Consider the following 23,969-nt stretch of genomic DNA (forward strand, 5'->3'; position numbering starts at 1 on the left):
GCCAGTCGTGCCATGGCGGATATAGTTGATCGAGCGACCAGGTCGCGGATGATGGCCGGGATCGGGGGCAAGAATACCAAGCCCGAGATCATCCTGCGGCGCGCCCTTCATCGGGCGGGCTTCAGATTCCGGCTGCACGCCCGCGAACTGCCCGGAAAACCGGATGTCGTGCTGCCTCGGTACAGGGTCGTGATCCTCGTGCATGGCTGCTTCTGGCATCGTCATCACGGCTGTCACTGGTGCACCGATCCGGCGGCAAATTCGGAGTTCTGGAAGAGCAAGTTTGATCGCAATGTCGAGCGCGACGCGGAGATTGCAGGGCGTCTGCACGAGGCCGGTTGGCGCATCGCAAGAGTGTGGGAGTGCGGCCTTCGCGGCTCGGCCGAAGCGAGGACCATTGATGACCTGCTCAGATGGCTGCCGAGCGCGGAGCGGGACTTCGACAGCGGTCTGATCAGAGCACGCGGCAGCTGAATTTCCGGTATTTTACCGCAGTTTCGGTCTCCCCAATGCCCATCCTCATCAAAATCCGCTTCGCTCCTGCCATTCTCGTCGCGTGGGCCGCGGGCGCCTGGGCTCCTCCCGCACTCGCCGACTCCGGCGAAGGGTCTCTGCCTGCGAGCGGGACGACCTTCTCCGAAGTCGTCCGCTGGGTCGGCGATGGCGACGGGCTGTGCATCGGTCCGGCCGGTCAACCGTCGCGCTGGATCGAAGGCAGGCTCGCCGATTTCTACGCTCCCGAGCTGCACGATCCGCGCGGCTCCGAAGCCAAGCGCCGCCTCGAACGCCTTGCAATGGGCAGGACGCTGGTCTGTCGCGCCTTGAGTCGCAGCTATGACCGTGTCGTTGCGACCTGCACCCTCGGCGGGCGCTCGCTCGGCGCCGTCCTGCGCGGTTCCGACGTTTCGGAAGGCGGTCGGGGCCGGCCACGACGAAGCTGATGCTCTAACACGACGACGGGAAGGAAATCAGCTACATCCGCGATCGCCGAGTTCCCGCCTCTGATCTCTCTACCACCAGAAGGACGTACGATGGCGAAGCCGCCGCGCAAGCCCCGAACTGTCGCCGAAGTCGTGAAGTCCGTCGAGCGCAGCGCCGCGAGAAGGAAAAGGGCGCGGGAGAAGCTGGCAGCCGAGATTGCGGCTCGCGTGCCCGGCGAAGGCTATGAACCTTGCATCGTAAGCTTCATCGACGTGCTCGGCTTCCGCGATCTTCTCGCCACCCGCCATGCCCATGACATTCGCGACATCATGCTGCGTCTGCGGAAGTTCACGACCCCGGACGCGATCGACAAACCGCGACGGATGAAGGACGCGCGACTGTTCAGCCAGCCGTTCGCGGACTCGGTGTCGGACGCCGTGGTGCGCGTTCGGGTATTCGATACCCAGTATCGCGATGGAGCCTTCTTTCACGAGCTGCTCGACCTGCTCCACGCGCAGATCCAGTGCGTAGGCAGCGGCGTGGTGATCCGTGCCGGCGTGACCATCGGCGACGCGCATGTCGGCCTCGACGGCAAGGGCCCGGTGTTCGGTCCCGCGATGGTGCGCGCCTACGAGATCGAGACCCATGAGGCGATCCATCCGCGCATCGTCGTCGATCGGAGCGCCTACGATACCTTCCTCACAGACACACGGCTCCACAAGGAAGGCCACAGCGCGAAGATGGAGACCGGGTACGTCGACAAGCTGCTTCGCGTGGACGCCGACGGGGTGCGGTTCATCGATTATCTGGCCGCGAGCGAATCCGAGTTCGACCACCCTGGCGGTTATTTCGAGTTTCTGGGTCAGCATGCCGAACTGGTTCGCGACAAGCTGGCGACGACGACCGGCAAGGTACGAGCGAAGTTCGAGTGGCTTGCCGGCTACCACAACAGCGTCGTTGCGCAGATCATCGACGAGGTCACCAGCGGGGCTCGATCCAGCGAGGCCTTCCTCGAGGAATTCGACTGCGAGCCCCTGCCTTTGCTCCACGCGATGGCCGTTGAAGTCTGATCGCTCTATCTCGAAGCCTATCACGAAATCGCGGGACCGGAGCGGCCGCGGCCGAACTGCCAGCTGATGCCGTCAGCGCGCATGATGCCCGACGCGGACTTGCCGATGTTGCGCTCGAGCACATCACGCCACGGCACCAGCGTGAAATCTCGCGCGCGCTCGACCAGCGCGTGAGGGCCGCTTTCGAGGTCAATGCGCCGGGCAATGATGCCCTCCATGCGCTCGCCCATCCTGGCAGGCTCGAACCGCTTGCGAAGCTGCCCGGCCAGCCGTTCGCCGGCATCCTCGAGTTCCCGCAGCCGGAGACTCTCGAGGGCGCCCTGGCGCAGCCGAAATGCCTGGTCGATTTGGTCGGCGAGCTGCTGCTCGATCAGCCACTGGCGACGCGCTGCCAGAGCCGTCCGCACCTCGCGTCCGAACCCTACGTCGCGTACCAGGCCCGACGCGCCCGACGCCAGCTCCCGATCGAGCCAGGTCGGCGCTTCCTTCGCGGCCAGCTCGGCGATCGGAGTCAGCGACAGAATAGAGAGGGCCACCGGCCGATCGCGTTGCTGCCGGTGCGCGAAGCCCTCCGCCCGCACTAGATGATCACTCGGAATGGTCCAGCTGCCGTCCGGATGCCGCTCGGGTCCCGCGCCCGCGCGGCGCATCGCCTCCAGGCGGCGGACATGGCTCGCGGCATAGGCTTCGCTGGCCTGGGGATCATGCCGCAGATGCAGGTCGACCGAGTAGCGGCCGCCATTGGCCCGGGCGACCGCATCGACCGTGCGGTCGGCGGCCGTCGCCTCGGCCTTGGTCGGCTCGATCCGCACCGCCGCGCCCTCAGGCACCGAAGGCGTCGCGTCGCCCCGCCCGATATCGACATAATGGACCCGGCCATCGACGCCATCGACCATCATGTAATGGCGATCGCGATGCTCGTCGGAAAGTCCCCGGTTGATCAGCCGCCCAACGACCGGTTCGCGGAGCTCGGTGGCGACGACCTGTTCAACGCCGGCGCGATCGAGCCGGCGCGCGGTCAGCTCGCGCTGCATCAAACGGATGATGTCGCCGCGCTCGCCCATGCGGCGGAGCGTGTCCTCCAGCCCCTCGGCGAGGTGATAACGACCGCCGCCGATGTCCTCTGCCAGATCCATTGCCCTGAGCTTTCGGAGCCGCCCGGCCGCGATCGATTGCTGGAAGGGATCGTTGTCGGCCGGCGACACTGTCCGGTCCGCATCCATGCGGCGCAGCAAGCGCCGGTCGATCGCCGTCAGCCGCTCCTGGTCAACATCGTAGCGCAATCGCGCCTCAATCTCGCGATCCGTGCGCGGGCCAAGGTCGAGCGTCACCAGCTCGGACGCGCGCTCGCGCAGCCCATGCGAAATATACTCGCGCGCGATGATGAGATTGTCGCCGCGATCATCGACCCCGCGCAGCACGATATGAGTGTGCGGTCGCTCGGTGTTGAAGTGGTCGACCGCCACCCAGTCGAGCTTCGTTCCGAGGTCCTGCTCGACCTGCGTCATCAGGCGCCGGACATAGGGCTTGAGGTCGCGATATTCGGCGCCGTCCTCGGCCGAGACGATGAAGCGGAACTGGTGCCGATCGCCGGCCGTGCGCTTGAGGAAATCATCGCCGTCGGCGCGGTCTGTGTGCGGACCATAGAGCTCGCCCGGCAACCCCTCGCGCGTGACCCCGTCACGCTGGATGTAGCGCATGTGCGCGCTGGCGATCTGGCCGGCCTTGCCCTGCAGCCGGATCAGGCTCGCCTTCACCACCGCGCGGCGCCCACGAAAGCCGGCGAGCCAATCGCGACTGGAAAGCAGGCGTCCCATGCTCGCGCCGCGCCCGATCCGGCTACCGTCGAAGCGCCGTGTCCGCACCCCGGTCTTGGTTCCCGCCAGCCGTGCCGCGGCGAGGATGCGCCCGTCATATTTGACAGTGCGCTTGCCGTCCTTGCCGCGCTTCCTGCCAAGCTTGGGCGTGAAGTCGTCGTCAGGCATCAAACAGGCCCGAGTCTCGCGATTTCGAGGCAGAAATGGCCGAAAACCGCCATTCCCGGAAAATCTGTCTCGCAGGCCGTGAGAGACAGTCTCGCGAAAAAAGGATGTGCAGACAAAGACTTGGCATGTCTCGATAGAGACTGCCTTTATCTTGTTTCCCCTCCCTTCCTGCGCTCTTCCCTCTCCGGCTCAAAAAAAGGGGAAATACGACGCCGTGCCGACGCCGCCTCTCCCCGCGAAAACGCTTCCGATCAGTGCGCATGGAGCATCGCATCCCGCGCCCGCACCAGCGACCTGAACTGGCGACATCCCATCATGCCATGCGGGTTGCCATCGCCATCCACGAGCATGGTGGCGCAGAACCATCTGCCGTCGAGACGCCCGCAAATCGCTATCCGGTCGAGTTCGAAATCCTCGTCGTCGGCGCTTTCATATGTGCCGATCCAGCGCTCCTCGACCCGCGCATCCCAGCGAAAGTCCGCTTCCTCCGCTTCGAGAAAACGGTGTGCCAGGGCTTCGCCCGCGCCGCGTCCGAATTCGATTTCGAGTCCGGCCTTGAGCGTTTCCAGAACGAGATCCGACGCCGTTCCGATGCTCTGAGACATGTCCATGGTGACCTCCAACACTTCTGTCCTCATCATCGAGAACGGCGTTTGAGGGACGGTTGGCGGAGCGGCTGTCAGGGCCGCTGGAGCGTGAGCGGAAGCGCCGCGAAGCGGACGTGGGGGGAACCGATTTTCGAAGAAAATTGGGGGGCACCCGCGGGCCTTGATAGCCGCTGCGCCAGCCGTCATGCTGGGCCTGTCGAGACGAGCTTCCTCCCTCCCGAGAGCGCGCGACATCGCCTCAATTCCCCTGCGACAGTGCGACGAACAGCGGCGATGCCGGAGGTGGTTTCATGTCTGCCGCAGCGGAGGATGGTGCATCCTTGCGCACCGCGAAGATCGACGCGGGAGGCGCTTGCCGAGAGATGACGGCGGCAGCCGCCGGCTGCGAGGGAGCCACGCTGGCGAGATAGCCGACCGTCTCGACCGGCAGCACCCTGCGCCCGGCGAGGTGCTCGGCATAGCGCCCGGGACCGGCATTATAAGCCGCGAACAGCCCCGGATAGCCGAAGCGGTCGTACATCAGCCGCAGGTAGAACGTGCCGGCGAGGATGTTGTCGCGCGGGTCGTCGGGATCGGTGCCGAGCCCGAGCAGCGCGCGCATCTCGGCCCAGGTCGCGGGCATCAGCTGCATGAGCCCCATCGCGCCGGCCGGCGACCGGATCGGCCGCCCGCCGAGGGTGGTGCGGCCCCGGCTTTCCGCCTGCATCACTGCCTCGATCCAGGCGGTCGGCACCCCGAAACGAGTCGAGGCCTCGACGACATAGGGGCGCCAGTCGGCGACGGATTCGGCCTGCGCCGGGCCCGCGGAAGCAAGTGCGGCGGCGGCAACCCAGAGCCTCACCGCGCCCACAGCAGCCGCGCCTTGCCCATCACCTCGGCGCCTTCGGTCACACCGAAGTAGCGCCCGTCGAACGAGGCCGGCGCATCCATCAGCAGGAAGAGCTGGCGCCCGCGCAGCCGCACGCAGCCCGACCAGGTCGGCATGATACGGCCAGTGCCATCCGTGACCTGACGCCTCGCAACCGATCGCCCGTTGACGAAGATTTCCTGCCTCAGGGCGCAGACCTCGTCGCCGGCGGCGGCCGCGACGCGCTTTACCAAAGGCACGTTCATCGGCAGGTAGCGACGCGTGGCGGCAAGGCGGCGGAAGGGCTCCGGCACCCGCGCGATTACCATGTCGCCGGGCTCGGCGAGGCTGCCGGGGGCGACCGCGTAGAGGCCGGTGGGCGCGCTCGCCGAGGCGTTCCAGACCAGTCGCGGCGCGGGCGGCAGCACCGCCGATCCAAGCAGGACGACGCTGCCGACGGCCACCGCCGTCATGCGCCGGTTCAGCTTGCGGCGCCGTGCTTTCGCGGCCCTGAGCGCGTCGCCCCAGGCGAGGAGCGGCGCGTCGGCGCCCGCCGTAGAACGGCGGATCACTTGCCCGGCTCCCGCGTGCCGCTGTCTCGGCTCCACGCGTCGAGATCGTCGATATGGTACTGGACGAAGCGGCAGTGGCGGCGGAACACCGGCCCCTTGCCGGCGCGCCGCAGCCGCTTGAGCGACTTGGGCGATATCTTGAGATAGGCGGCGGCCTGGTCGGTGGTGAGGAAGGGCGAGCCGCGCTTGGCGCGGCCCGCGCGGTCGATGTCGCTGTCGTCGTGCATGGCGCTCGGGGTCCGGAATCGCTGCGGCGGCGGAAGTGCCGGCGCGTCCCCGAGCATCCGGTCGCCGGCCCCGCTCGCGGAGTGTCGAAACGATTTCGCGTTCCGACACCCCGGCGGGCGTCGCGGTCAGCGCGACCAGATGAGCTTCCAGTCGCTCCCGTCGCCCTGGACGAGCTGCGCGTAGATCGGCGACGGCAGCGAGGGATCGTCGAGCTTGAGGCTCAGATACTCGGTGCCGGTCTCGCGCGCGGCCTTGGTCCAGCCCGCGCCGATCTCGACCGCGCCGGCGAAGACGCGGTGGTCGGGGGCCTTGTCGTTGTCCCGATCGACGGGACGGATGGTCGCCTTGACGTTGAGCGTCAGGGTCCGGATCGAGCCGGTGAAGACGCCGTTCTCGTCGCGGCCGAAGGTGCCAATCTGTGCCATGAAACATCTCCTTGTCTGCGCGATGCCGCCCATTGCGGCCTCGACAGGCGGACATCGGCGGCAGACGGAACGGGGGTGCATCCGCAGGACCGCAGCGCGAGCGGAGGACGCGAAGGCACGGACTTTCTTGGCCCGCGAGGAGGGCGCGGAACGCGCCCGGGGAAGAAAGTCCATGACCGCGTTGCGGCGCCGGACGGCCTGCCGCAGGACGCCGTGTCAGGAGAGGCCGCGGGACGGATTCACGCCTGAACAGGGTTGATGATCGTGCCGATGGCGGCGAATTGCCGCAGGTCGGGAGGCCGGAATGGGCCGGTCCGCCATCCGGTATCCGATGCCGGCCGCTGTCGTTGCGATCGGGAAACGCGGGGCCGTGTTACCCGAAACCGCGCGCCGGCTGTCTCGAACGAGGATCGGTCCCGCTGTCCCTTGCGTGCGACCGGCATCGCCATTGGGGGGACCAGCCGCATGACCAGATCCGACATCGCCGCCGCGCTCGCCGCAACGAGGAAGATCGGCATGGCGGAGGCGCGGGCGATGGTCGATGACGTGCTGGATGCGGTCGCGGCGGGCGTCGCCAGAGGCGACGTCGCGCTCGCGGGGTTCGGGAAATTCTCGGTGTCGCGCCGCGCCGCGCGGCCCGACCGCAATCCCCGCACCGGCGAGCCGATGGTGGTCGGCCCATCGGCCCGGGTCACCTTCCGCGCGGCTAAAGCGCTCAAGGATCGGGTCGCCGGCTGACGAAGAATGGCGCTCGGACCACGGTCGATCGGCGACATTCGCGCCGCCGCGCGTCGTTTGCCCGCGCCACCTCCAACACCAAGGGCAACCGGCTGGAGATCATGGGCGACGGCGAGCGCTCGATGCCGCGAATTCGCGGCGACGAGCGGGAGCGTCCGATGAAAATGCCGCGCGGGGCTGGCCCCGCGCGGCGCGAAATTCCGGTCCCGCAGGGCCGGGATGGCGCGGGCGGATCAGTCCCCCGCCCGCGCCATTTTTTTATCAGGCGGCGAGCTTGTCGGGCTCCGGGTCCGGCTCCCGACGGGCCGCGCGGGCGGCGGCGGCGACGGTGCCGACCCCGCCGCGCGCGGTATAGGCGGTGGGCGGGAAGCGCATCCAGCGCGGCACCCAGCGCTCGACCTTCGCGCGTCCGTTCGCGCCCTCCAGATGATCGCGCGCGATCTTCTTGAGGGTCTTGGTCTTCTCGCCCTCGTTGCCCTTGGCGACGACATCGCCCGCGATCTCGGCAAGCAATGCGGATGCCACCTCGCGGTCGCGGACCAGATCGAACAGACAGGCGTCGGCCTGCCACCAGTCGGCCATGTCGATCCCGAGATGCAGCCCGACCGCATCGACGGCGGCGCTGCCGACCGCCAGCGTCTCGCCCATCGCGACCGCGACGATGTCGAGCACGAGGCCGTCGGGAAGCTCGAGCAGCCGGTGGAACAGCCGGCAAAGCCCGTGGTCGTCGCCGTTGCCGCCGGTGAGCATCGGCTCCTCGGCCGACAGGTCGAGCACGGCCAGCACCGCGCGGCGATGCTCGTCGAACCGCGCCTCGCCGGACGAGGTTTCGACGCTCTCGCGAACATCGTCGTTCCGGCTCGACTGCGGGTCCGGGCGAACGGTCCACAGCTGCGAGCCGACGATCACATGCGCAACCATCAGTCGCAGCGCGACGCCGTTGTGGCCACACAGCGCCGCCCGCACGGCGGCATGGCGGTGCAGGTCGACATAGGTCTGCATGGCGCTGGTGATCTCCGGCCGCACGGGTTTCGTGCCGCTTTCGATCGGCTCGCCGCGCGCGACGCGGCGGGCTTCGGCGCGGGTCAGATAGCCTTCGTGGAAGACGACTTCGCCGTTGGCGCGGACATCGACATAGACCCGCCCGCCCTTGCGCTTGGCGGCCCTCTCGTATTCCCAGGCATCGAACCGCTCGGTGGGTGGGACGATCACGACATCGCTCCAGCCCGCCTCCAGATAGGCCTCGCGGCGTTCGCCGATCACGGCGTTCTGCGCTGCCCAGAAGGCATCGGCGTCGGCGAAATAGCGCTCATCGCCGAACAGGTCGGCGACCAGCGTCCCCTTGTAGCTATCGACATCGAACAGCGCATGGGCGGCGCTGATCGACTGTCCGCCGAGCAGCCATGCCTTCAACTGGTGCCCGGTCGGGACATAGGCCTGCGGGTCGTCGAGCAGCGCCAGCCATGCGCGCTGCTGCGACTTGGACGCCATGGTGAGGTGGCGGACCGTGGCGCGGTCGATCTCTTCGCGGCGATAGAGGTCGCGAATGCGCGGCATCAGGTTGCCGAGCGCGAGCACGCGGCGGATGGTGAGGTCGGGAAGCCCGAAGGTCTCGGCGATATCGGCTATCTCGCGGCCTTCCTTGACCAATCGCGTGAAGGTCTCCCACTGGGTCACCTCGTCAGCGTCGAGCCGGGCAAGGTTCTCGATCATCGACGCCTCGATGGCGGCGGCATCGTCGCCCGCTGCGAGCACGCGGCACGGCAGCGGCTCGGCCTCGCCAGTCTCGGCGGCGACAAGCTGCGCGGCGTGGAAGCGCCGCGCGCCCGCGACGATCTCGTAATCGCCTTCGGTTTCGCACGCGCGGACCAGCAGGGTCTGGATGACGCCGCGCTTGCGGATGGTGGGCAGGATGTCGCTGACATCGGGGGCCTTGCGGCTATGCCGCATGTTGGTCCTGCTGACCGACAGCCGGTCCTGCGCAATGAACATAAGGGTCATGGGTCTTGCTCCTACTCAGGGACGCCCGACCCCGCCGGGCCGGGCGGAAGGGGCGGCGCGACGGTGCGCCGCCCGGTCGATCACCCGTTTCCGGGTGCCTCGGGCGGCGGCCCGATCTCGTCGCCGCGGCTCATCCGGCGCAGCAGGGTTTCGGCCCAGAGGATCGATCCGGCGCGGCGGCTCCACGCCGTCCAGACCGACAGCCTGAAGCGGCCCTCGAAAGCGATGTCGCGCTCGATTCCGAGGCCGAACGGCAGCCGCACCGAGGCGATCTCGGACAGGCTGAACGGCCCCAGCTCGGGGCAGCCGAACCCGATGTCGGCGAGCCCGAACAGCGTGTCGCCGTCCTCGGCCAACTCGGTCGCGAGCCATGTCGCCGCGCCGAGCGGGTTGAACAGCTTGATAACCGGCACCGGATCGAACCGCGCGCCCTTGGCCTCAGCGGCTTGGGCGTTGATCGCGTTCGCGCGGAGCGCGTAGCGAAGCTCGGGAGGGAGGAGGATCATGCCGCGATCCTCCCGTGCTCCTCGGTGGCCTCGCGGTGACGGGCGAGCAGCCAGTCGGCGGCCTTGCTTGCCTGACTGGCGGCGCGGAAGATTGCGCGGTTGTCCTCGCGCAGAACCTCCAGCCAGCTGGCGATATAGTCGGCGTGGCGGACGGTGGGCACGATGCCGAGCGCGGCGCAGAGGAAGGCGGAGCCGAGTTCGGCAACCAGTTCCTCGCGGGCATAGCCCTTGTTGCCGAAGGCGTTGGTCAGGTCGCGGCCGAGCCGCTTGGCGTGGCCGGTGGCGTGGGTTAGTTCGTGCAGGCAGGTGCGATAATAGTTGATCTGCTCGAAGAAGGCGGGCTGCGGCGGCACCTGCACGAAGTTGGCGGACGGCACATAGAAGGCGCGCGATCCGCCGATGCGGAATTCGACGCCGGAGGCGGCGATCACCTCTTCTGCGACTGGCACGATCTCGCGCTCGGGCAGCGGCGCGGGGTCGAGCGCGAGGCCGGGCCGCAGGCCCTCGCACTGCGCGATGTTGAACACGGTGAAGCGCTTGAGGAACGGAACCGCCTTGGCGTCCTCGCCGCTCGCCGCCGCCTTCACCTTCTCGGCCTCGGGAACAAAGCGGTCGGCATAGACCACGGTCTGGCCGCGCTCGCCCTTCATGACCGAGCCACCGGCCTCCCGCGCCTGCCGGAAGGTCAGCCAGCTTTGCGAAGGATAGCCATGGGCGATGACCGCGCCCCACAGCAGCAGCACATTGACGCCCGAATAGCTGCGCCCGGTGAGCGCGTTGCGCGGCAGCGACGGCCCGGCGCAGGCGGCGGCGCTCCACGGCTGGACCCACGGCACGCGGCCGGCCTCCAGCTCGGCAACGATGCGCGCGGTCACCTCGTCATAGAGATTGACGCGCGGTTCGCCGCTCTCGGCAGAAGCCTTGCCGCGCGCGCGGCGGTTCGGGGATCGGGACACGTTCGCCTCCTCGCCACCCGCAAAAAGCCCCACGGCCTCCCCGCGAAAGGCGGGGGTGGGCGGCGAGAAGCGACCGGAGGAGGTCCGGCTCCAGCGGCGCGCGCACCGGCAGGGCGCAATGCAATGAAGCACTCCGCGGATGCGGAGTTGCGCGCGCCGCGACGGGCCTCAGGCGGAAGCGCCGGCCACACCCGCTGACAAGGGAAGGCCCACAAATGAACGCCGCCGCGCCTCGTGGCGCGGCGACCGCGGGAACCCGGCGTCAGCCGGGGCAGCGTCAGCGATCGTCACCTTCGGCCGAGACCCGATGGAGGCTCGGCGGCCCGCCTGCGTCGGGCCGTAGAGCGCGGGCCGCGCCTTTGGCGCGGCGACGCCGGCTGCCGTCAGAATCCGGGGAAGCGGCTCAGCTTATTTGACGACAAGCTGCCGCAGATCGGCGATGCGTTGCTCGATCTCCTCGTCGGAGACTTCGACCTGGAGCTTCTGCTGGACGAACCGCAGCCGCGCTTCATTCTCGCGCACGACCTCGGCCCACGTCTTGATCCAGAACATGAAATTGTCGCCGTGAAGAAAGAGGCCGTGGGGTCGGTCCTTCTGGTAAATCCGGCTGTGGATTGCGGGATCGAATTCGCTGGCGACGAGGAAGAAGCTCCAGCTGGTATCGGTATGGGTGAACTCGGCCTCTTGGCGGATCGCGTTCACATAGTCCTCGACCTGATCAAGTTCCTTGCGGCCCAGCGTCAGCAACGGCCGCTTGAGCTCGATCAGCAGATATTCGCGCTTGCCGGCATCGGGATGAGGCACCGAACGGCCGAGGAAGCAGTCGACGCGCCCGCTCGTGCCGTCGAGCTTGGTGACCTTGCGGCCGCCTCGCCGCTTGTTGCCCAGGTCCTCGGCGACGCGGTTCATCACCTTGGTGAGGCCGCTCTCGGCCATGGTGATGTGGAACTGTTCGCCGAACAGCCAGGTGTTGTCGCGCACCAGCGCGTCGAGCTCGCCGCGCTCCTTGACCGTCCGCCGGAACTTGGCATCGAACACCATGCCCTTGAGCACCTCGAGGGTGGTGATGCGGTCGGAGACGAGGCTGGAGGCGCCGATGATGTTGCCGAGCTGCGTCTTCTTGAGGAGCGCGGAGAACTCGGACTGCTTGGCCTTGCCGAGATTGACGACGGCCTGGAGGATCGTCGAGATGTCGTCCGGATTGTGCTTGATCGCTTCCTTGAGCAGGGTCAGCGTCATGCGCTTGAGTGGCGTCTCGGCGCGGGAGAAGTCGCGCGAGTGCGAGTTGATCGCGTAGGTCGCAATGTCGAACACCTGCCGCTCGCGCCGTTCGATCTCGTCGCGGGGCTCGCCGTCATAGGGGTAGGCACCCTGGTCCTTGAGGTCCTGGATGACGCCGAGCGACTGCTCGCTCATCCGACCCCGGAAATAATCGCCGAGCGCTTCGCGGATCTGGCCGACGACGGCCAAGAAGTTCGGCTCGCCGAGGTTGTCGAGCTCCAGCAGGTTCTTGTCGGCAATCTCCTGGAAGAAGGCGCTGTAGGCATAGGCCGAGAATTCGAAACCGGGCGCGGTGACATGGGCGGGTTGCGATCCGAGCACGATCCCATCCTCGCCGCCGAAATGAATCTGGCGGGTCTCGTTCGCCGACTTCCATTCGATGACCTTGACCTTGAGGTCGTCGATGGTGCGGTCGGGCAGCTGAACTACCATCGGCGGCAGATCCTGCCAGCGATGGATCGTGACGTCGGGATCGACCTTGAAGCCGTTGAACCAGATCTCGGCGTTCGGGTATTGCAGGACATAGGGTGCGAACAGCGTGCTGAACTGCCGATAGGCATCGGGCGTGGACAGCACGTCGAACGTGTCCTTGAGCATCGTGAGGAGCACGATGGTTCCGGTATCCTCGGCCGTCGGCGAATCGGCTTCGACGACTTCGCAGCGCTCGAGCGACTTGGCATGGATCTCCAAAGTGCGCGACGACAGGCCCGCGTCCGACCGCGTCGTGGTGAACCAGCGCGCACGCTGCGCCAGCGAGTAGAAGCGCAGGCGTCCGCGGCCTTCCTTGCCATGGATGGCACGGCCCAGGCCCGTCCTACGGGCGTCGCGCTTCCAGCTGTCGCCAAGATTGCCGAAGTCATGCTCGGCGCTGGCGGCCGAGATGCCCGAGCCGTTGTCCACGACCCGTATCGCGTTCAGGCCGCCCAGATCGTTCCGTTCGAGCACCACCTCGATGCGGGTCGCATCCGCATCGAGCGCGTTCCAGACCAGCTCCGCGATCGCTCGGATCGGGTCCCGAGTCGCCGCGTCGCGCTCGAGAAAGTCCTGCTTGGCCTGGAGATTGAGTGTGGTCATGTGCGCGAGATCCCCCCGGCGACGTTAGCCCAAGGGTCGGCGCCGACAAAGCGACAACGCTGGCCGAACGGAGGCCGATCCGCCGCGTCGTGTGGTTCGGCGCCATCGCGCCGGCCGGGCGGCACAGCGGCGGCGTGCGATAGCGCGGAAACCCGCGAATTATTGGACGATGTTGCGGATCATGTTGCGCGGTAGCGTGCCGAACGCCTCGATCGCGGCGCCGAGGCCGTCTCCGACGATCCAGCGCGCACGCTCAAGATGGCTGTCCCAGCAACGCCACGCCCGATCGGGGTCGGCAACAGGATCAATCCCGAGGATGTCGAGCGAACCCTCTTCCCAGCCAATTCCGGCGTCGGCAGCGTCGAGCAGTTCGGCATAGGTCAGGAGGTTGCGGCGATCATAGTCGAGCACGGCTTCGCCAGACGGCGCTACCGATTGAAGTGGGTCTCTGACATTCATCCTCGAGCCAATCAGTGCTGCCGATCGCGGCAATTCGAGCATCCTTACATCAAGTTTGTGTAAGAACCAATCGCCGTCACGGTCGCCACATCAATTTGGTGTGAGGAACTGGTGGCGCGCGGCATCCACGATAGTCGCTATCGCTGGGTGATCGAACAACTGATCGAGGCCCGCAAGCAACAGGCGCTGACGCAGCAGGCCGTGGCCGACAAAATCGGCAAGCCGCAGCAATATGTCTCCCGATACGAAACGGGTGAACGACGGCTCGACATCTTCGAATTCATTGACGTCGCGGCGGCACTCGATGTCGACGCGCTGTCACTGATCCGGACAGCGCCGGAAGCGCACTAGATACGCCGCGCCAGCACCGCTCCTGGTCCCGCGCGCGTGAGCTCGCCGGCCAGCGCTACCCTTCGCCGCGCGCGTGACTTCACATGCTCGCCGTCTCCGGGCCAGTCGTCGCCCAGCATGCCGAGCGCGATCTCGCGCAGGCTCGCGCCAGCTGCGAGCGCGTCGGCGACGCGAAGCGCCTCGACCAGACGGACGAAGCGCTGATCGCGAAGTGACGGTCGGTCGCCGCGGATGAGTGCGTGGAGCCGGCGAATCGACTCCAGTTGAGGATGGAGCGGGCGACGGAAGTCGATCGCCGGCTCTACTGTCATATGCCCCGGCATGACGGCGCCGTCGACCAGATCGAGACGCATGTCGCCGTCCGGCAGGGCGAGCCGGACATGAACGCATCCATCGCGCGGCCATGAGCATCGGGAAAGGTGCGAAAGATCGATCGCATCGCCGGCCGGCCCCTCCCACGGAGAGGCCCGGGCGCGCAAGACATGCGGGTCGGCCGCTGCTGTCCACATGTAGTCGGCGCGGACACAGTTCAGCATCGGATCAGCCGCGAAAGTGGAGTCCCCAGCGTGCCGAAACGTCGCCGCCCGGATTAGTGCTCGCGGCGAATGCGCGATACTCCGGATCACGGCGCAGCAATTCCCAGGCGAGCGCCGGCCGTCCTCCCGCCAGCACCGCCGCGTAGGCACCGTCGTCCCGCCAGTCGGGCGGCTCCCAGCGCGCCACGATCAATCCCTCCCGGCGAGGAATGCTGCCGCGAGCGCCTCCTGGTCCGGACGCAGCGCATCGATCGCGCCGGGATGCTCGGGCACATGGTTGCGAAGCAGCATCGACGGACACTGGCCTTCGACGTTGCCGAGATTGGGGCGATGCTGGGCATAGCCGACGAGGGCGGCGAGCTCCGGCGAGAAACGCCTGGCGATCGCCGGCGGATAGACCAGCCACTGCAGCTCGAAGGGCTTGAGCCAGCCGAGACAATAGCTGACGATCACGCCGCGGCGCGGCGCAGCCGAGCGGTTGCCGCCGCCGCCGTGCAGCGTCGAGCCGAGGAACAGCAAGGCGTCGCCGGGCGCGATCTGCGGCACGACCGCCAGGCCTTCCGGAAAATCGGCGCTGTCCTGATCGTCATGGCTGCGGGGCCACAGCCGCGTGCCGCCGTTCGCCTCGGTGAAGGGATCGATCGGCCACATGACGTTGACCAGATATTCGAGAGTGCCCTTGGGACCGGCCCACATGTCCTGGTCGCGATGGGGGAACTGCGGCGGCGCGCCGGGATGAATCTCGACTGCCTGGGTCAGATTGAGCGCGATCCGCTCGCACCAGGGCAGCAGCATGCGCTCGGCGATCGCCAGCACTGCGGGATGGCGCACCAGCGCCTCGGCATGGATCGACCGGCGTAAGAGCGCGCCGAAGCGGCGGGTGCGATGGCCGTAGAAGACGCCCTGACACATCGGTGTGGCGGCGAAACTCGGCGCCAGATCTTCCGCGAGCGCGCCGATGACGGCGCGATCGAGAACACCGCGCAACACGCAATAGCCGTCCCGCGCCAGGTCGCCAGCCGCAACATCTTCCGGCGCGGTCATGCGGCGAGCTCCAGTGCGCCGGCATAGGTGCCGGTCCAGGCGAGACGCTCGCGCACGTCGGGCGTCACCTCGATCCGGAACGCGCCGATCGGGCCGCCCTTGATGCGCAGCGCCGGGCCGAGCGGTTCGGCGCGCCAGCCCATCGCCAGCACCTCGCGCCGGAAGCCGTCGGGAATGACCCCGGTGATATGCTCGATGCCGCGGGCTAGTGCGAAGTCCGCCATGGCCGAAATCAGCGCATTGCGGAGAACCCGCCGCCGTCCCGCGCCATGCCGGCTCGGCAGGCAGAGCCGCGTGCTCTCCCAGGTCGTCGGCCCGACGGGCACGCCGCCGACGCAGAGATGCGGGAAGATTTGCCCCAGGAGGTGCGGTTGCCAGCTCGGCAGCATCCGCAGCGACGCCTCGTGCCGGCCGCCCTCGTCGATGGCGACAAGGTACACAGCATCCGCGGTATCGAACTGCTCGATCTCGAAGCGGCCGTCGACGACGGGCACGTCCCAGTCGAAGAAGTCGACGAACTGCGCCTTGCGATCGGCGAACATGGTTTCGAGCGCAATCTGGTGCGCGCTCTTGCGGTGATTGTCGATCGTGAGGATCATGGCTTGCTCCCGGTTGAACACGGGGCAAAGCAAGCAGCTTAGGATCGTCAGGTTCAGCGCCCGGAATTCCGGGCCGTCAGCGGCGCAGCTCGTCGAGGGTGATTTCGCCGGCGAGAAGCGCCGCGGCGACAAGCTCCGTGCGGTCGCGTGCATCGAACAGCCGGCGGGCGTCGCGCAGGTAGCTCTCGACCGTGTCCTCGCTGAGGCCGAGCCGGCCCGCGATCAACTTGTTCCTGAGGCCTTGGCCGGCAAGCACGACGCAGTCGCGGTAGCGCGGTGCCAGCCGAGGCGGGGGGCCGAGCGCCTGCAGCCCCGCCAAACGGCGGGCGCGCTGGAAGGCGAAGACGCCGAACATCTGCGCGGGCGCCAGTGCGAGCTGCGCCATGCGCGAGGACTTGAAGCCGGCGAAGGTGCAGGAGCCGAGGCGGTGGCCGAGCTTTCCGCACGGCACCGTGATGCCTTCGTTCAGGCCCTCGCGCTGGCCGAGCTCGAGCGCGATGCGATCGTGGTGATCGAGCATGATGATGTCGCGCAGCTCGGACCACAGAAATGCGCTGTCGGCGAAGAGACAGCCCCGCATGACCGGATCGCGACGGTAACGGCATTCGCCGATGATCCGCCGCTCCGCGCCTGCGGCATAGTCGCGCAGGTCGACGGCGCCCGGCCCAGGCGTTCGCAGGTCTTCATGGGTGACGAGCGCGAAATGCCGACAGCGGATTTCGTCGCTGAAATCGCGGGTGATGGCGCGGAGCTGCTTCCAATCGCCAGCGCCCCGCACCGCTCGCAGGATATCGTCGGCCAGGCCGAAACCGAACGCATTCGATGACTGGTTTCTTCCAGCCATTCGCTGACCTCCTGCCGCGGCACGCCGCGGACCGGACCCCCTTCGCCGGTGTGGTTGCATTCCTCCCCCACTCGCGACTGTGACAAGCGAGGCGGTGGCACGGGTAACAGACCGATCAATTAATTTCGCGCGCGTTCAGCATGTTACCCGAAGGCGGCCATCGCCGGTCTAGCTTCCGGAGCGGACGCGCGCATGGGCAGGAGCCGCTCGCCGCAGGAGAAAAATCTGCGCCGGACAGAAAATCGCGTTACCCATTCCGGCGAGGGTCTTGTCTTCCCTCATCGGACAGGTGTCACGCGAGGACTGCTCCGACGAACAAGATGGTCGACGATGATGTGATCAATGCGTGGTTCGTCCGGGAGGTGCTCCCTCTCGAACGGGCATTGACGGCCTATGTGCGTCGCAACTGGAGGGTAGCGGAAGACGTGTTCGAACTGCGGCAGGACATCTACGAGCATGCGCTGATTGGAGCGCGGCGCGAGCTGCCGGCCAACACGCGCGCCTATATGTACACGCTCGCCCGCAACCATCTCATCAACCAGGCCAAGCGCGCCCGGATCGTGTCGTTCGAAATCGTCGCCGACCTCGACGGCGAGAGCCTCGACTTCGACCTGTTCGAGGCCGAGCGCGCGCTGACCGCGCGCGACGAGCTGCGTCATGCCAAGGCCGGCATCGACAAGTTGCCGCCGCGCTGCCGCGAGGTGATGCGGCTCAGGAAACTCGACGGCCTGTCGACGCAGGAGGCAGCAGAGGCGCTGGGGGTCTCGACGGAAACCGTCCGCCAGCAGCTCAAATATGGGATGAAGGCTCTGATCGATCACATGATCGGCGGCAGCGGCAGGATCGTGCGGCCGAAGTTCGGCAGGCGCGCATCCGGCGAGGCGCAGCCATGAGCCGCCATAGCGCGATCGAGGACAAGGCGCTCGACTGGCTGATCCGGCGCGACGAGCCCGGCTGGTCGGAGGACGATCAGGCCGAGCTCGACGAATGGCTTCAGGAATCGATGGCCAACCGCGCGGCCTGGCTGCGCGCCGAGCATGGCTGGGCGCAGGCCGACCGGGTGCGATCGCTCGGCGACTGGGACCACGGGCAGACCCATGGATACCGCCGCAGCTGGTGGCCGCCGGCGATCGCGGCGAGTCTCCTGCTGGCCTTGGGAATCGGCGGCTATTCGCTGGCGCCCGAGTTCATCCACCAGCCCGAAGCGCAGCAGGCGCGGTTCGACACGCCGATCGGCGGCCACAAGATCATCTCGCTCGCGGACGGCAGCAGGATCGAACTCAACACGCAGTCCGTGGTGCGCACCGCCATCGGCGAGACGAGCCGCGACGTCTGGCTGGATTCGGGGGAGGCCTATTTCGAAGTCAGGCATCGCGCCGGCGAGCCGTTCGTCGTGCACGCCGGCAGCCGCACCATCACCGTGCTCGGCACGAAGTTCTCGGTGCGGCGCGACGGGGACCGGGTGACGGTCAATGTCGTCGAAGGCCGGGTCCGTGTCGACGACAGCCAGCAGCGAGACACCAGCGCGGCGATCATCACCGCGGGCGATACCGCGATCACGCGCGGCGGCTCGACGCTGATCGCGGCGAAGTCGGAGGAACGGGTGGAGAGCGCGCTTGCCTGGCGCGACGGAATGCTGACCTTCAACCTCAACCCGTTGTCGGAGGTCGCGGCCGAGTTCAACCGCTACAACCGCACGCAGCTCGAGGTCGATCCATCCGCCGCCAGCATCCCGATCGGCGGCACATTCCAAGCATCGAACGTCGATGCGTTCGCTCGGCTACTGCATGACGCCTATGGCCTCAGGATCGAGCAGGATGGCGAGCGCGTCAGAATTTCCGAGTGAGGATGTTACCCTTTTGTGTCGGCGGATTGTCGCGCATCCAGAGGGGCAAGGACGATGCCCCCGGAAGGGGGCATCATGATCCGGACACTCGCAGCAGCACTCGCAACCACCACTTGCATGGTGGCGCTCGCCACGCCCGCGGCGGCGCAGACGCGCGAATTCAACGTTCCCGCCGGCTCGCTAAGGACCGCGCTCGACACATTCGCGCGGCAGTCAGGACGGCAGGTGATTTATCGCGACGACGTGAGGTCTGCTCGTTCCCCCGGTGTACGCGGCGCCCATACGGCCGAAGACGCACTTAATGCAATTCTTGCCGGGACGGGGTTCGTGGCGAGGATAGATCGCAGCGGCGCACTGGCGATTGTGAAAGCGGGAAACGCACCCACCGCCCCCGGTGATGCTGCGTCATTGGGAGAGGACGTAACCTCCAGCTCGGAGATTGTAGTTGTTGGCACAAATATCCGCGGACTCACTAATCCGACAGTGCCGGTAGCTGTCTATGGGCGCGAGGAGATCGAGCGGAGCGGATACGCCAATACCCAGGATTTCATAACGTCACTTCCGCAGAATTTCAAAGGTGGTGAGACCGGTGCCAGTCAGGATTCCGTAATCAACAGTAGCGCTGGCCTTGCCAATGTCGAATCCGCCAGCGGCGTCAATCTGCGCGGTCTTGGCAATTCATCCTCCCTTGTGCTGCTCAATGGCCATCGGATTGCCCCCTCCGCATACGGAGCGGCCGTCGACGTCTCACAAATCCCGCTCGACGCCATTGAACGAATCGAGGTGCTTACCGACGGCGCATCCGCTCTTTACGGCTCTGATGCAGTTGGGGGCGTCGTAAACTTTTCACTGCAACGGGACTATGACGGACTGGAAACCAGCGCACGGGTGGCGACGGACGACGACGGAAGGCTCGAGCATAAATTCGGCGGCACCCTAGGCCGCAATTGGACGGGCGGCGGCGCGCTGCTTTCCCTCCAATATCAGCATGCGGATCGCCTTTCGACGCGCGACAGGAGCTTTACGCACGATGCGGTACAACCCACTGACCTTCTGCCGAAGCGCGATCAATATTCTGCCATCCTAAGCGCTAATCAGAGGGTCGGAAGCGAATTCAGCCTCAATCTCGACGGTTTGTTTAGCCGGACCGAGCAGTCGCGCTCCTATTCTACCACCCGAGGCACGGACCAAAACAATTCGAAGAGCGACTTTCTGTCGCTCGCTGGCGGCCTTTCCTGGCGACCGCAGAATAGCACTTGGCGGGTGGATGCAACCGGCGTTTACAGCAAGGTCTCGACGGTCGTTAGACAACCGGTTTCGCGAACGGCCGGCTATCCGCTGGGTTCGATTTACATCGAGAACGGCTTCAAGCTTGCCGAAGTCGATCTGAAAGCCAACGGCACATTAGGATCATTGGGCTCGGGTGACATACGGATCGCCCTGGGTGCAAGCCACCGCGCGGAATCCTTCGCTTCGGAGCTTCCATGGCGACCTGCCAATAATCGGAACTTCTCGAGACGAATCGAATCAGCCTTCGCCGAGCTCTATGTTCCGCTGATCGATTCAGAGGCCGGAGTTCCATTCATTCGCAGGCTCGATTTATCCGGTGCCATACGCTTCGATCACTATTCCGATGTCGGAAACACGACGAATCCAAGAGTTGGGATTTCGTGGCAGCCGTTTGCCGATTTAAATCTGCGTGCCGGCTGGGGCACGTCATTTCGCGCGCCGAATGCCTCGGAGACAGTGCTGAACGCAGCGAACCGGACCGTCCTTGCCCTCGATGGCTTCGATGCGCCGGGTGGCGGCACGGCGCCGGTGCTTTTTCTCACGTCCAGCACTCAGCTGCGACCTGAAAAGGCGAGATCGCTCACCCTGGGCGCCGAGTATCACCCGCATTTTGCAACCGGATTTCGTGCCGCAATTAACTATTTCTCGATCCGCTATCGCGACCGACTGATAACGCCACCTTTCGACGTCGGTATTCTAGTCAACCCGGACACCTATGGCCCACTCGTCGTTCAGTTTGGAAACGAAAGCGAAACATCAGCCTTTCTTGACGATCTACTGAACGGCGGATTCCAGTTCTTTGACCTGACGGGCCAAGGTACCTCAAGCATTCGCTACGCCTATTTCGGCGGACTTACGAATGCATCGCTTGTGCGCGAATCCGGCTTCGACGCTTCAATTTCAAACAGCTTCCCGGTCGGCGCGGATCGCCTATTGGTGAACATCAACGCGACGATCATCAATCACTTGCTCAGCAGCTTCTGCGCGGGCTGTACGCCGACTAGGCTCGACAATCGCTACGGTCAGATCCTCGATTTCCGGATGAGGTCAACGATCGGTTGGATCTCTCGCGACTGGCAGATTAATGGCGCGGTCAATTACGCCAACGACTACCTCGATACGACCGTAACGCCGAATCGCAAGATCAGTGCGTTCACGACGCTCGACGTCAATTTTGGTCTCTCCCCCTCTTCGTGGCGTGGCCTCGACCTACGGCTTTCCGTCAACAACCTGCTCGACACGCGACCGCCCCGAACCGGCAGTGCATTCCAACCAGGCATCGCCTATGATGCCGCCAATGCGGATCCGCTGGGTCGCGTGTTCGCCATTACACTCAGAAAGAGCTGGTAGGTGGCGGAGCGGACTTATTTCGGCAGCGCTCGTCGACGTTGGCGGAGCCGCCTTTTGGTCTTCATGTGGGCGAGCCTTGAGATTTCGGTCGTGCAGGCGGCCGAGAAACCAGCGGCTATCACGGCCGAAAATAGTATCGAAACGGCGCGCTTTATGCCCGCCACCGGACAAGGCGACGAGATTTCAATCTCCCCCGATGGCCAGCACTATGTGGTCCGTACCGTGCGTGGCGACCTGGCGAGAAACGGTGCATGGATCGAAATTCGCGTCGGGCGCATGGACAGTTTGGACGGCATGTCGGATCTGCGGCGGGTAGCGCGCCTGTTTACTACCGGGCTTGGCGGACTGAGCGTGTCGTCGGCGAGCAACGATACCGATGCCACATTCAGTCCGCTTTCATGGAACGACAACCAGCATGTCGTCATGGGGGTTTCGGACGCATCGGGCATCCGTCAGGTAATGATGATCGATACGGTGAGTGGGAAGAGCGAATTCCTGACACACCATCCAACTCAGGTTCACTCGTTCGGCATCACGTCGACGGGCGCCATCCTCTATCTTGCGGCGGCGCCGCCGCCAGTCGACCGAACTCAAGACCTGGTGCGCACAGGCTTCAGTCTTCCTGATGTGCAAGACGCCCTCACTATCTTGAACGGGCGTCTCGACGGGGTCAGTTTTCTCGACTTGGACTGGAACTCGTATTGGTATCTGCAACGACCGGGTCAGCCTCCGCAGCGTCTTCGCATAGGGTCGCTAGGAGTCGACCCCGCCACTCCCTTGGCACGGTTGATCGAGATTTCTCCCGATGGCCGCTTCGCTGTTGTTCGTGGGACGGCTGTGGCTGTTCCGGAAGCGTGGAATGTTTATGGCGCAGCCGACGACTACCTACGGGTTGCGTTGGAGGCGGGGCGGATTGATCGCTTTCGCGAATCGGCCAGAGATCTCCAGCAATTCTTCCTCGTCGATCTCTCTTCGGGGGATGCCCGCCCCTTCATCGATGCCCCCGCGCCAATCGCGCGTGCTCGGGCGGCGTGGTCGCCTGATTCCCGCCGCTTGGTGGTGGCCCCGACAACTCTGCCGGAAGGAGTTGGTGGGAACGACGGCCTCCGTGGCAGGGCCGCCGCGGTCTACGACATTGCAACAGGCATGCTCACGCCGGTGTCCGGCGATTTCTCTCATACCCGTTCGCTTAAATGGACAAGCCCCGACGCTTTTGCCGTGGTATTCGATGAACAGACTGCGTCTTTCATCCATGCCGATGGTCGATGGGAACGGACTTCAGATATCCTTGGGCCCTCTCCAAGGCCAGCGATCGCGATCGAAATTCGGCAGGACCTAAACGTACCACCGAAACTGTGGGCACACGACGCTCGCACGGGCCAGTCCCGAATGCTGCTCGATCCCAATGACGATCTTGGCGGGAGATTGCAGTTGGGCCGTGCGGAACGAATCGAGGGCAAGTTACAGGAGGATCAGCGTTGGGATGGTGTGCTCTACTATCCGACTGGCTACGTCGCTGGCCGCCGGTATCCACTCATTCTTCAAAGCGTCTATTATCGGAGCCTTGGAAACACCTTCTCGCTTTATGGTCCAGAGGGCGATGGTGGGCTCGGTCCACCGCAAATTGCACCTTATGCCGCCCGTGCGCTGGCTGCCCGCGGCATGTTCGTGCTGCATCTCAATGTCCGCGCTCCAGTCGGTACCTCACGCGAGGGAGAAATCGCCCAGCGGACCTTCGAAAGCGCCATATCGGACCTGGTGATGCGGGGCCTTGTAGATTCCAAGCGCGTCGGGATCTCAGGATTCAGCCGAAATGGATTCTATGTTGAATATACTCTCACGCACACGGAGTTCCCATTCGCTGCGGCGGTGGCCGCAGACAACTACGATCCGAGCTATTTTCAAACTGCGCTCGTCGGTTGGCGCCCTGAATCCGGCCTCTTGATGGGGGGACCTCCATTCGGCCGCAACCTGAGGAATTGGATAGATAATGCTCCGGGCTTCAATGCAGAGTGCATTGAGGCACCCCTGCTCCTCGTCAACCAGTCGATGACCCCGCAAGTGGGAACCTTGGGTCATTGGGAAATTTTCAGTCGACTGCGCTACCTTCACCGTCCGGTGGAATTGTTCCACATGGCTGACGTTTCGCAGCATCCTGACCACACGACCCAAAATCCCGCGCAGATTCTCAGCGTTCAACGCCGCGTGGTTGATTGGTTCGACTTCTGGCTCAATGATCACGAGGACCCGTCGCCAGCTCGCGCAGCCCAGTATGAACACTGGCGCGCTTTGCGCGCTAGCCGACAAGATCGGGCGCCTCGATCGGAGCTCGACTGCAGGCGCTAGCGATCATACAACATGCTTTCCGCGCCGAACGGTCGGGACCAATAGATGGAAATCCTGTACGGGTTCCGTCCGCATTACGATCACCTTCCATG

The 23,969-nt window shown here is 65.7% G+C and carries 25 protein-coding genes; 9 read left to right on the forward strand and 16 right to left on the reverse strand.

Going from position 1 to position 23,969, the window contains the following annotated elements:
* Nucleotides 1–12: 12 nt before the first annotated feature.
* From J7500_RS02875 to J7500_RS02885, 3 genes are all read left to right on the forward strand, one after another.
* Entirely contained in the window at nucleotides 13–474 is a 462-nt protein-coding gene (locus tag J7500_RS02875) for a very short patch repair endonuclease (RefSeq protein WP_294059896.1), read from the forward strand.
* Nucleotides 475–509: 35 nt separating this feature from the next.
* On the forward strand, nucleotides 510–941 hold the full coding sequence (locus J7500_RS02880; RefSeq protein ID WP_294059897.1) for a nuclease: 432 nt from the start codon (nucleotides 510–512) through the stop codon (nucleotides 939–941).
* A gap of 90 nt (nucleotides 942–1,031) precedes the next feature.
* Nucleotides 1,032–1,991, forward strand: coding sequence for a hypothetical protein (locus tag J7500_RS02885; protein ID WP_294059900.1), 960 nt, complete (start codon nucleotides 1,032–1,034; stop codon nucleotides 1,989–1,991).
* 20 nt (nucleotides 1,992–2,011) lie between these two features.
* On the opposite strand, the gene rlxS is transcribed toward J7500_RS02885, so the two are convergent.
* The 6 genes from rlxS to J7500_RS02915 form a co-directional block, all read right to left on the reverse strand.
* Entirely contained in the window at nucleotides 2,012–3,976 is a 1,965-nt protein-coding gene (gene rlxS, locus J7500_RS02890) for a relaxase/mobilization nuclease RlxS (protein ID WP_294059902.1), read from the reverse strand.
* Between the two features lie 251 nt (nucleotides 3,977–4,227).
* Nucleotides 4,228–4,587: a hypothetical protein gene (locus tag J7500_RS02895; protein ID WP_294059903.1), complete on the reverse strand. Its 360-nt coding sequence runs from the start codon at nucleotides 4,585–4,587 to the stop codon at nucleotides 4,228–4,230.
* 235 nt (nucleotides 4,588–4,822) lie between these two features.
* Nucleotides 4,823–5,434, reverse strand: a complete 612-nt coding sequence (locus J7500_RS02900) for a lytic transglycosylase domain-containing protein (RefSeq protein WP_294059905.1) — start codon at nucleotides 5,432–5,434, stop codon at nucleotides 4,823–4,825.
* Nucleotides 5,422–6,003 (reverse strand): S26 family signal peptidase, encoded by a 582-nt coding sequence (locus tag J7500_RS02905; protein ID WP_294059907.1) that lies wholly within the window; start codon nucleotides 6,001–6,003, stop codon nucleotides 5,422–5,424. Before J7500_RS02905 ends, J7500_RS02900 begins: the two co-directional genes overlap by 13 nt.
* Nucleotides 6,000–6,230 (reverse strand): helix-turn-helix domain-containing protein, encoded by a 231-nt coding sequence (locus J7500_RS02910; protein WP_294059909.1) that lies wholly within the window; start codon nucleotides 6,228–6,230, stop codon nucleotides 6,000–6,002. The genes J7500_RS02905 and J7500_RS02910 overlap by 4 nt, the downstream gene beginning before the upstream one ends.
* A gap of 126 nt (nucleotides 6,231–6,356) precedes the next feature.
* A complete protein-coding gene (locus tag J7500_RS02915) occupies nucleotides 6,357–6,656 on the reverse strand; it encodes a DUF736 domain-containing protein (protein WP_294059912.1) in 300 nt (99 codons plus the stop codon).
* A 465-nt stretch (nucleotides 6,657–7,121) separates the two neighbouring features.
* On the opposite strand from J7500_RS02915, the gene J7500_RS02920 reads away from it, so the two are divergent.
* Nucleotides 7,122–7,394 (forward strand): HU family DNA-binding protein, encoded by a 273-nt coding sequence (locus tag J7500_RS02920; RefSeq protein ID WP_294059913.1) that lies wholly within the window; start codon nucleotides 7,122–7,124, stop codon nucleotides 7,392–7,394.
* Between the two features lie 261 nt (nucleotides 7,395–7,655).
* Here the strand turns inward: J7500_RS02920 and J7500_RS02925 are convergent, their stop codons facing one another.
* The 5 genes from J7500_RS02925 to J7500_RS02945 form a co-directional block, all read right to left on the reverse strand.
* The gene (locus J7500_RS02925) at nucleotides 7,656–9,395 is read right to left on the reverse strand and encodes a ParB/RepB/Spo0J family partition protein (RefSeq protein WP_294059914.1); all 1,740 of its coding nucleotides are present in this window, start codon (nucleotides 9,393–9,395) and stop codon (nucleotides 7,656–7,658) included.
* Nucleotides 9,396–9,475: 80 nt separating this feature from the next.
* The gene (locus J7500_RS02930; RefSeq protein ID WP_294059916.1) at nucleotides 9,476–9,901 is read right to left on the reverse strand and encodes a DUF2958 domain-containing protein; all 426 of its coding nucleotides are present in this window, start codon (nucleotides 9,899–9,901) and stop codon (nucleotides 9,476–9,478) included.
* On the reverse strand, nucleotides 9,898–10,857 hold the full coding sequence (locus J7500_RS02935) for a zincin-like metallopeptidase domain-containing protein (RefSeq protein WP_294059917.1): 960 nt from the start codon (nucleotides 10,855–10,857) through the stop codon (nucleotides 9,898–9,900). The genes J7500_RS02930 and J7500_RS02935 overlap by 4 nt, the downstream gene beginning before the upstream one ends.
* A gap of 408 nt (nucleotides 10,858–11,265) precedes the next feature.
* Entirely contained in the window at nucleotides 11,266–13,212 is a 1,947-nt protein-coding gene (locus J7500_RS02940; RefSeq protein ID WP_294059918.1) for an ATP-binding protein, read from the reverse strand.
* Between the two features lie 159 nt (nucleotides 13,213–13,371).
* Nucleotides 13,372–13,623: a hypothetical protein gene (locus J7500_RS02945; RefSeq protein ID WP_367112962.1), complete on the reverse strand. Its 252-nt coding sequence runs from the start codon at nucleotides 13,621–13,623 to the stop codon at nucleotides 13,372–13,374.
* Nucleotides 13,624–13,782: 159 nt separating this feature from the next.
* Between J7500_RS02945 and J7500_RS02950 the strand changes: the two genes are divergently transcribed.
* Entirely contained in the window at nucleotides 13,783–14,022 is a 240-nt protein-coding gene (locus J7500_RS02950; protein ID WP_294059920.1) for a helix-turn-helix transcriptional regulator, read from the forward strand.
* Here the strand turns inward: J7500_RS02950 and J7500_RS02955 are convergent.
* The 5 genes from J7500_RS02955 to J7500_RS02975 all read right to left on the reverse strand — a co-directional run bounded on the left by J7500_RS02955 (nucleotide 14,019) and on the right by J7500_RS02975 (nucleotide 17,105).
* A complete protein-coding gene (locus J7500_RS02955) occupies nucleotides 14,019–14,375 on the reverse strand; it encodes a DUF2285 domain-containing protein (RefSeq protein ID WP_294059921.1) in 357 nt (118 codons plus the stop codon). The genes J7500_RS02950 and J7500_RS02955 overlap by 4 nt on opposite strands.
* Before the next feature lie 187 nt (nucleotides 14,376–14,562).
* The gene (locus tag J7500_RS02960; protein WP_294060664.1) at nucleotides 14,563–14,745 is read right to left on the reverse strand and encodes a DUF6499 domain-containing protein; all 183 of its coding nucleotides are present in this window, start codon (nucleotides 14,743–14,745) and stop codon (nucleotides 14,563–14,565) included.
* Nucleotides 14,746–14,747: 2 nt separating this feature from the next.
* The gene (locus J7500_RS02965) at nucleotides 14,748–15,602 is read right to left on the reverse strand and encodes a phytanoyl-CoA dioxygenase family protein (RefSeq protein WP_294059922.1); all 855 of its coding nucleotides are present in this window, start codon (nucleotides 15,600–15,602) and stop codon (nucleotides 14,748–14,750) included.
* Entirely contained in the window at nucleotides 15,599–16,201 is a 603-nt protein-coding gene (locus J7500_RS02970) for an acyl-homoserine-lactone synthase (protein WP_294059923.1), read from the reverse strand. The genes J7500_RS02965 and J7500_RS02970 overlap by 4 nt, the downstream gene beginning before the upstream one ends.
* Nucleotides 16,202–16,277: 76 nt before the next feature.
* Nucleotides 16,278–17,105 carry a LuxR family transcriptional regulator gene (locus J7500_RS02975; RefSeq protein ID WP_294059924.1) on the reverse strand — a complete coding sequence of 276 codons (828 nt, stop codon included), beginning with the start codon at nucleotides 17,103–17,105 and terminating at the stop codon, nucleotides 16,278–16,280.
* Between the two features lie 260 nt (nucleotides 17,106–17,365).
* On the opposite strand from J7500_RS02975, the gene J7500_RS02980 reads away from it, so the two are divergent.
* The 4 genes from J7500_RS02980 to J7500_RS02995 all read left to right on the forward strand — a co-directional run bounded on the left by J7500_RS02980 (nucleotide 17,366) and on the right by J7500_RS02995 (nucleotide 23,877).
* The gene (locus J7500_RS02980; RefSeq protein WP_265313397.1) at nucleotides 17,366–17,938 is read left to right on the forward strand and encodes a sigma-70 family RNA polymerase sigma factor; all 573 of its coding nucleotides are present in this window, start codon (nucleotides 17,366–17,368) and stop codon (nucleotides 17,936–17,938) included.
* Entirely contained in the window at nucleotides 17,935–18,891 is a 957-nt protein-coding gene (locus tag J7500_RS02985) for a FecR domain-containing protein (RefSeq protein WP_294059927.1), read from the forward strand. The genes J7500_RS02980 and J7500_RS02985 overlap by 4 nt, the downstream gene beginning before the upstream one ends.
* 75 nt (nucleotides 18,892–18,966) lie before the next feature.
* Nucleotides 18,967–21,531 (forward strand): TonB-dependent receptor, encoded by a 2,565-nt coding sequence (locus J7500_RS02990; protein WP_294059928.1) that lies wholly within the window; start codon nucleotides 18,967–18,969, stop codon nucleotides 21,529–21,531.
* A gap of 63 nt (nucleotides 21,532–21,594) precedes the next feature.
* Nucleotides 21,595–23,877, forward strand: a complete 2,283-nt coding sequence (locus J7500_RS02995; RefSeq protein WP_294060665.1) for a prolyl oligopeptidase family serine peptidase — start codon at nucleotides 21,595–21,597, stop codon at nucleotides 23,875–23,877.
* Nucleotides 23,878–23,969: the final 92 nt, after the last annotated feature.

This window comes from Sphingomonas sp., assembly GCF_017744835.1.
In the GTDB taxonomy this organism is placed as follows: Bacteria; Pseudomonadota; Alphaproteobacteria; order Sphingomonadales; family Sphingomonadaceae; genus Sphingomonas.

What these genes read in the sequence shown, in the direction of transcription:
- J7500_RS02875 (WP_294059896.1), top strand. Translation starts at nt 13, where the DNA reads ATGGCGGATATAGTTGATCGAGCGACCAGGTCGCGGATGATGGCCGGG.
- J7500_RS02880 (WP_294059897.1), top strand. Translation starts at nt 510, where the DNA reads ATGCCCATCCTCATCAAAATCCGCTTCGCTCCTGCCATTCTCGTCGCG.
- J7500_RS02885 (WP_294059900.1), top strand. Translation starts at nt 1,032, where the DNA reads ATGGCGAAGCCGCCGCGCAAGCCCCGAACTGTCGCCGAAGTCGTGAAG.
- rlxS (WP_294059902.1), bottom strand. Translation starts at nt 3,976, where the DNA reads ATGCCTGACGACGACTTCACGCCCAAGCTTGGCAGGAAGCGCGGCAAG.
- J7500_RS02895 (WP_294059903.1), bottom strand. Translation starts at nt 4,587, where the DNA reads ATGGACATGTCTCAGAGCATCGGAACGGCGTCGGATCTCGTTCTGGAA.
- J7500_RS02910 (WP_294059909.1), bottom strand. Translation starts at nt 6,230, where the DNA reads ATGCACGACGACAGCGACATCGACCGCGCGGGCCGCGCCAAGCGCGGC.
- J7500_RS02915 (WP_294059912.1), bottom strand. Translation starts at nt 6,656, where the DNA reads ATGGCACAGATTGGCACCTTCGGCCGCGACGAGAACGGCGTCTTCACC.
- J7500_RS02920 (WP_294059913.1), top strand. Translation starts at nt 7,122, where the DNA reads ATGACCAGATCCGACATCGCCGCCGCGCTCGCCGCAACGAGGAAGATC.
- J7500_RS02925 (WP_294059914.1), bottom strand. Translation starts at nt 9,395, where the DNA reads ATGACCCTTATGTTCATTGCGCAGGACCGGCTGTCGGTCAGCAGGACC.
- J7500_RS02930 (WP_294059916.1), bottom strand. Translation starts at nt 9,901, where the DNA reads ATGATCCTCCTCCCTCCCGAGCTTCGCTACGCGCTCCGCGCGAACGCG.
- J7500_RS02940 (WP_294059918.1), bottom strand. Translation starts at nt 13,212, where the DNA reads ATGACCACACTCAATCTCCAGGCCAAGCAGGACTTTCTCGAGCGCGAC.
- J7500_RS02955 (WP_294059921.1), bottom strand. Translation starts at nt 14,375, where the DNA reads ATGCGTCTCGATCTGGTCGACGGCGCCGTCATGCCGGGGCATATGACA.
- J7500_RS02965 (WP_294059922.1), bottom strand. Translation starts at nt 15,602, where the DNA reads ATGACCGCGCCGGAAGATGTTGCGGCTGGCGACCTGGCGCGGGACGGC.
- J7500_RS02970 (WP_294059923.1), bottom strand. Translation starts at nt 16,201, where the DNA reads ATGATCCTCACGATCGACAATCACCGCAAGAGCGCGCACCAGATTGCG.
- J7500_RS02975 (WP_294059924.1), bottom strand. Translation starts at nt 17,105, where the DNA reads ATGCAACCACACCGGCGAAGGGGGTCCGGTCCGCGGCGTGCCGCGGCA.
- J7500_RS02980 (WP_265313397.1), top strand. Translation starts at nt 17,366, where the DNA reads ATGGTCGACGATGATGTGATCAATGCGTGGTTCGTCCGGGAGGTGCTC.
- J7500_RS02985 (WP_294059927.1), top strand. Translation starts at nt 17,935, where the DNA reads ATGAGCCGCCATAGCGCGATCGAGGACAAGGCGCTCGACTGGCTGATC.
- J7500_RS02990 (WP_294059928.1), top strand. Translation starts at nt 18,967, where the DNA reads ATGATCCGGACACTCGCAGCAGCACTCGCAACCACCACTTGCATGGTG.
- J7500_RS02995 (WP_294060665.1), top strand. Translation starts at nt 21,595, where the DNA reads ATGTGGGCGAGCCTTGAGATTTCGGTCGTGCAGGCGGCCGAGAAACCA.